This is a genomic window from Thiorhodococcus minor, from assembly GCF_010820565.1.
Classification (GTDB): Bacteria; Pseudomonadota; Gammaproteobacteria; order Chromatiales; family Chromatiaceae; genus Thiorhodococcus; species Thiorhodococcus minor.
Genome location: NZ_JAAIJQ010000181.1, coordinates 1 through 3,580 on the forward strand (window position 1 = coordinate 1; position 3,580 = coordinate 3,580).

Here is a 3,580-nt window from a genome sequence, read left to right on the forward strand (position 1 = left end):
AGGCAACATGCCAAAGAGGCTGACAGGCATGAACCAAAAGGTAAGCAGTCAGGTCGGGGGAGCGTCCTATTCCCTCGTGACGAAGGCATCCCCCGGCAACTGGGGCGCAAAGAGATGCCCGACCGCAAACTGCATGTGATTGGCGACGGGATCGGCGCGGCTGATCTCGAACTCGATCCAAACCCGCCGGTTCGTCTCGGCATGCTCAAGCAGCACGTCGGCGCGTGGGGCAAATCCCAAGATCCGCTCAAGATCCTTCGAGAGTACAGCCACTTCGGGACGACACGTCCAACCGATTGGGGCTTGAGCGGCGAAGGATTGCTGAAGAAAGGACGCGAGACTCATCGAGAGCCGAGCTCCGAGCGACCGACGCCCCCGTGACCGATCCCGCTCCCGCTCCGCATGTGCTCATCATTGAAGCCGATGCGCCCGCCGGATCTGTGCTCGCGTCGCACGAGATTCACCGTGAGACAGCGCATGGCCCTTGCGGGATGGAACCACCCATCCGTTTCGCCAGCTCAGGCAACGCGATCGAGCGGATGCAGCTTGCCTTGCTCGCGCAACCGCCGCTGGATGCCCCCGCCGCTGAGCTCGAATCCGTTGGGCCAGCAAAGGGCGCCGAGCTCAAGGAAAAACTGTTGGAAGACCTCGTCGCTTTCGAGGGGGCTGACCATCTCAGTGCCCCGCGCAAGCAAGGGTTGCAAGTCGTAGTCACCCGCGGTGCCGTCCGAAAACTCCAGTCGGATGATACGATCCCGCAGGGATTCGGCCTTGACGATCTTAATCATTGTCAGCTCCAGGAATTCGCCGCAGCGGCTGAAGGGCGACCGCGCGTTGCCAGTTGTCCCATAGCGCGTCTCGATGATCCGCGCACCACTCCTTGATCAGCTTAGCCGCCTTTCTCGGCAGTCGACCTTCGACCAGCTCTCCGGTCTCGATCGCCACCAAGGCTTCTGCCCCCTGATACTCCACATGGAAGTGTGGAGGAAGCTGATCGTCGAAGTACATGCGCACGTAGATTCCGAAGAAGTAGGAGATGACCGGCATCACAATCGCTCATGAGGTGATGATCAGGACTTGCATCATGATCTACGGAATGCCCAGCCACTTGTGCGTCTGCAAGCTCAGACGCCATCTCGGATGAGCCTTGCAGTAGGCGATCGCCCGGTTGGTGTTCTCGGTACGCTCCGGACCATCCATCGGCGGCAGGAAGAAGTGATCGAAGTCGAGCCCGGCGAAGCGCTCGGGTAGCGCCTCGGGTTGCGGATAGACGAGCTTCAGCTCATGACCCGCCATGAGCTGCAAGGGGGCGCCGGCCTTGGGGCTGACACAGATCCAGTCGAGGCCGGGGGGTGCCGGCTGGGTGCCGTTGGTCTCGACCGCGACCGCGAATCCGCGCGCGTGCAGCGCTGCAATCAATGGGGTGTCCAGTTGCAGCAGGGGCTCGCCGCCGGTGCAGACGACATAGCGGTGCTCGATGGTGTCGGTGCCGGCGGTCCAGGTCGCGAGGATGTGCTCGGCAAGCGCGTCGGCCGTCGCGAAGGTGCCGCCACCCTCCCCGTCGGTCCCGCGGAAGTCGGTGTCGCAGAAGGTGCAGCGGGCCGCGGCGCGGTCCTGCTCGCGGCCCGACCAGAGGTTGCAGCCGCTGAAGCGGCAGAAGACGGCGGGCCGTCCGGTCTGGGCGCCTTCGCCCTGCAAGGTGTAGAAGACCTCCTTGACCTGATAGCTCATGACGGCAGCGCGGGTCCCAACTCCCCCCAGCAGAGGCTGGCCCCACAGCCGGGGGTCTCATGTAGATCGATGCGGTCGAGCGGCGGGAGCCGCGCGGCGACTTCCTCACGCATCCAAAGGGTCAGGCTCGCGGGGTCGGCCTCGCGCAGACGCGGCAGCGCGCTGAGCCGGTGGTGGTCGAGCTGCGCGTAGACCGGCTTGAACAGGGTCTTGACGTCACCGTAGTCGACCGTCCAGCCGAGGACCTGGTCCAGAGGTGCGGTCAGGTGCAGGCGCAGCAGATAGCTGTGACCGTGCAGGCGCCGGCGCGGGTCGCCCTCCGGGGCGCTCAGGAGTTGGAGGGCACCCTCGAAGCGCTGCTCCTTCCAGATGCTGTAGTGCCGGCCGTCATAGTGGCAGCCGGCGGTGCTGGTCTCGTAGACGGTGATCCAGGAGAGGGCGGGCAGCTGGGGCTTGAGCCGCGCCCACAGCCAACTGGCCAGCAATTCGCTGGTCGGATTCTCGAGCCCGGGGATGTCGTTGAGGCAGGCATGATGTCGTTGAGGCAGGCATGATGCAGCTCGGCGTGGAGCGGCGCCCAGAGCGCTTCGAGCTGATCGAAATCGACGCCCATGTCCTGCCCGGCCAGGTCCTGATCGGCGTGGAGGATGACCTCGAACCCGTGTCCGTGCATGCGCCCGCATGGATGCCCCTCGGGCACGTTGGGCAACTGGTGCGCGGCCTCGAAACGGAACCGGCGCCACACGTGGACATGGTCGGCGCCGTCGAGGTCGGCGCCCTGATCGCGCGTGCTCTGGACTCCGACGGTCGCCAGACCAGGCACCGGGAGACACTGACGAATCCAGCGTGCCAGGTTCTCGTCCGTGGGGACCGCAAGCTGGGCGTTGAGGTCTTGGTAATCAAGTTGGTCGACGCACGCGCGAGCCGTAAAGCTGTGCCCATGCAGGCGCCGCGCGCGGTGCCCCTCGGGAAGGATGGCGACCCGGCGGGCGGCCTCGAAGGGGGCGGCGGCCAGATGGAAGAGTCGCTCGGTCATCTCAGTCTCCGGCGAAGCGGGTCAGCAGGGGATCGGCCAGTCCGGCCTCGGCGAAGCCCTTGGCGCGCAGTTGGCAGGAGTCGCACCGACCGCAGGGTCGGCAATCCTCCGCAGGGTCATAGCAACTGCTGGTGAGCCCGTAGTCGACGCCCAGGGCGCCGCCGCGGGCGATGATCTGGGCCTTGGTGAGGGCGATCGGCGGGGAGTGGATCTTGAGGTGCTGGCGTCCCTCGACACCGGCGGCCGTCGCCAGGTTAGCCATCTGCTCATAGGCGGCGAGGTACTCGGGACGGCAGTCGGGATAGCCTGAGTAGTCGAGCGCGTTGACGCCGATGAAAATGTCGCTCGATCCCAGCACTTCCGCCCAGGCGAGCGCGCAGGACAGAAAGACGGTGTTGCGTGCTGGAACATAGGTGGCGGGAAGCCCCTCCCCCATCGCTTCCACCGAGCGCTCCTTAGGCACATCGATCTCTGCCGTAAGCGCCGAGCCGCCGAAGCGGCGCAGATCGATCTCGGCGATCACATGCTCGACCACGCCCATAGCCTCGACGACTCGGGCCGCAGATTCCAGCTCGACTTGGTGGCGTTGGCCATACCGGAAAGACAAGGCATAGGGGTCAAAGCCCTGGTCCTTGGCGATGGCGAGCGCCGTCGTCGAATCCAGACCCAATGCCATGGACTTAAGCCGTCCGGCAGTACGCCGGGTGGAATCCGGGCTTGAGCTTGCCGGGATTGCGGCGTGGAAATTGTCGGTCTGGCCGTACCGCCTCGACGGCATCGGAAAGCGCGAGGACGGCCTGCGTCAGCAGGGTG

General features: G+C 65.4%; 6 protein-coding genes and 1 pseudogene. 1 reads left to right on the forward strand and 6 read right to left on the reverse strand.

The window, feature by feature from the left end:
- On the forward strand, positions 1-381 hold a 381-nt coding region (locus G3446_RS25935; RefSeq protein WP_209262641.1), incomplete at its 5' end, for a hypothetical protein.
- 137 nt (positions 382-518) lie between these two features.
- Here G3446_RS25935 and G3446_RS25940 read toward each other — a convergent pair.
- The 6 genes and pseudogenes from G3446_RS25940 to queC all read right to left on the reverse strand — a co-directional run bounded on the left by G3446_RS25940 (position 519) and on the right by queC (position 3,443).
- Positions 519-788 carry a DUF2442 domain-containing protein gene (locus tag G3446_RS25940; RefSeq protein WP_164456558.1) on the reverse strand — a complete coding sequence of 90 codons (270 nt, stop codon included), beginning with the start codon at positions 786-788 and terminating at the stop codon, positions 519-521.
- Positions 781-1,047: a DUF4160 domain-containing protein gene (locus G3446_RS25945; RefSeq protein ID WP_164456559.1), complete on the reverse strand. Its 267-nt coding sequence runs from the start codon at positions 1,045-1,047 to the stop codon at positions 781-783. Before G3446_RS25945 ends, G3446_RS25940 begins: the two co-directional genes overlap by 8 nt.
- A 42-nt stretch (positions 1,048-1,089) precedes the next feature.
- Entirely contained in the window at positions 1,090-1,731 is a 642-nt protein-coding gene (gene queE / locus G3446_RS25950) for a 7-carboxy-7-deazaguanine synthase (protein ID WP_164456560.1), read from the reverse strand.
- On the reverse strand, positions 1,728-2,216 hold the full coding sequence (locus tag G3446_RS28875; RefSeq protein ID WP_425338438.1) for a 6-pyruvoyl trahydropterin synthase family protein: 489 nt from the start codon (positions 2,214-2,216) through the stop codon (positions 1,728-1,730). Before G3446_RS28875 ends, queE begins: the two co-directional genes overlap by 4 nt.
- Before the next feature lie 83 nt (positions 2,217-2,299).
- Positions 2,300-2,767, reverse strand: a pseudogene (locus G3446_RS29370) (6-carboxytetrahydropterin synthase); the annotation flags it as partial.
- 1 nt (position 2,768) lies between these two features.
- The gene (gene queC, locus G3446_RS25960) at positions 2,769-3,443 is read right to left on the reverse strand and encodes a 7-cyano-7-deazaguanine synthase QueC (protein ID WP_164456561.1); all 675 of its coding nucleotides are present in this window, start codon (positions 3,441-3,443) and stop codon (positions 2,769-2,771) included.
- Between the last annotated feature and the right edge of the window lie 137 nt (positions 3,444-3,580).

Coding starts and splice junctions, on each gene's coding strand:
- G3446_RS25940 (WP_164456558.1), bottom strand. CDS start 788: ATGATTAAGATCGTCAAGGCCGAATCCCTGCGGGATCGTATCATCCGA.
- G3446_RS25945 (WP_164456559.1), bottom strand. CDS start 1,047: ATGCCGGTCATCTCCTACTTCTTCGGAATCTACGTGCGCATGTACTTC.
- queE (WP_164456560.1), bottom strand. CDS start 1,731: ATGAGCTATCAGGTCAAGGAGGTCTTCTACACCTTGCAGGGCGAAGGC.
- queC (WP_164456561.1), bottom strand. CDS start 3,443: ATGGCATTGGGTCTGGATTCGACGACGGCGCTCGCCATCGCCAAGGAC.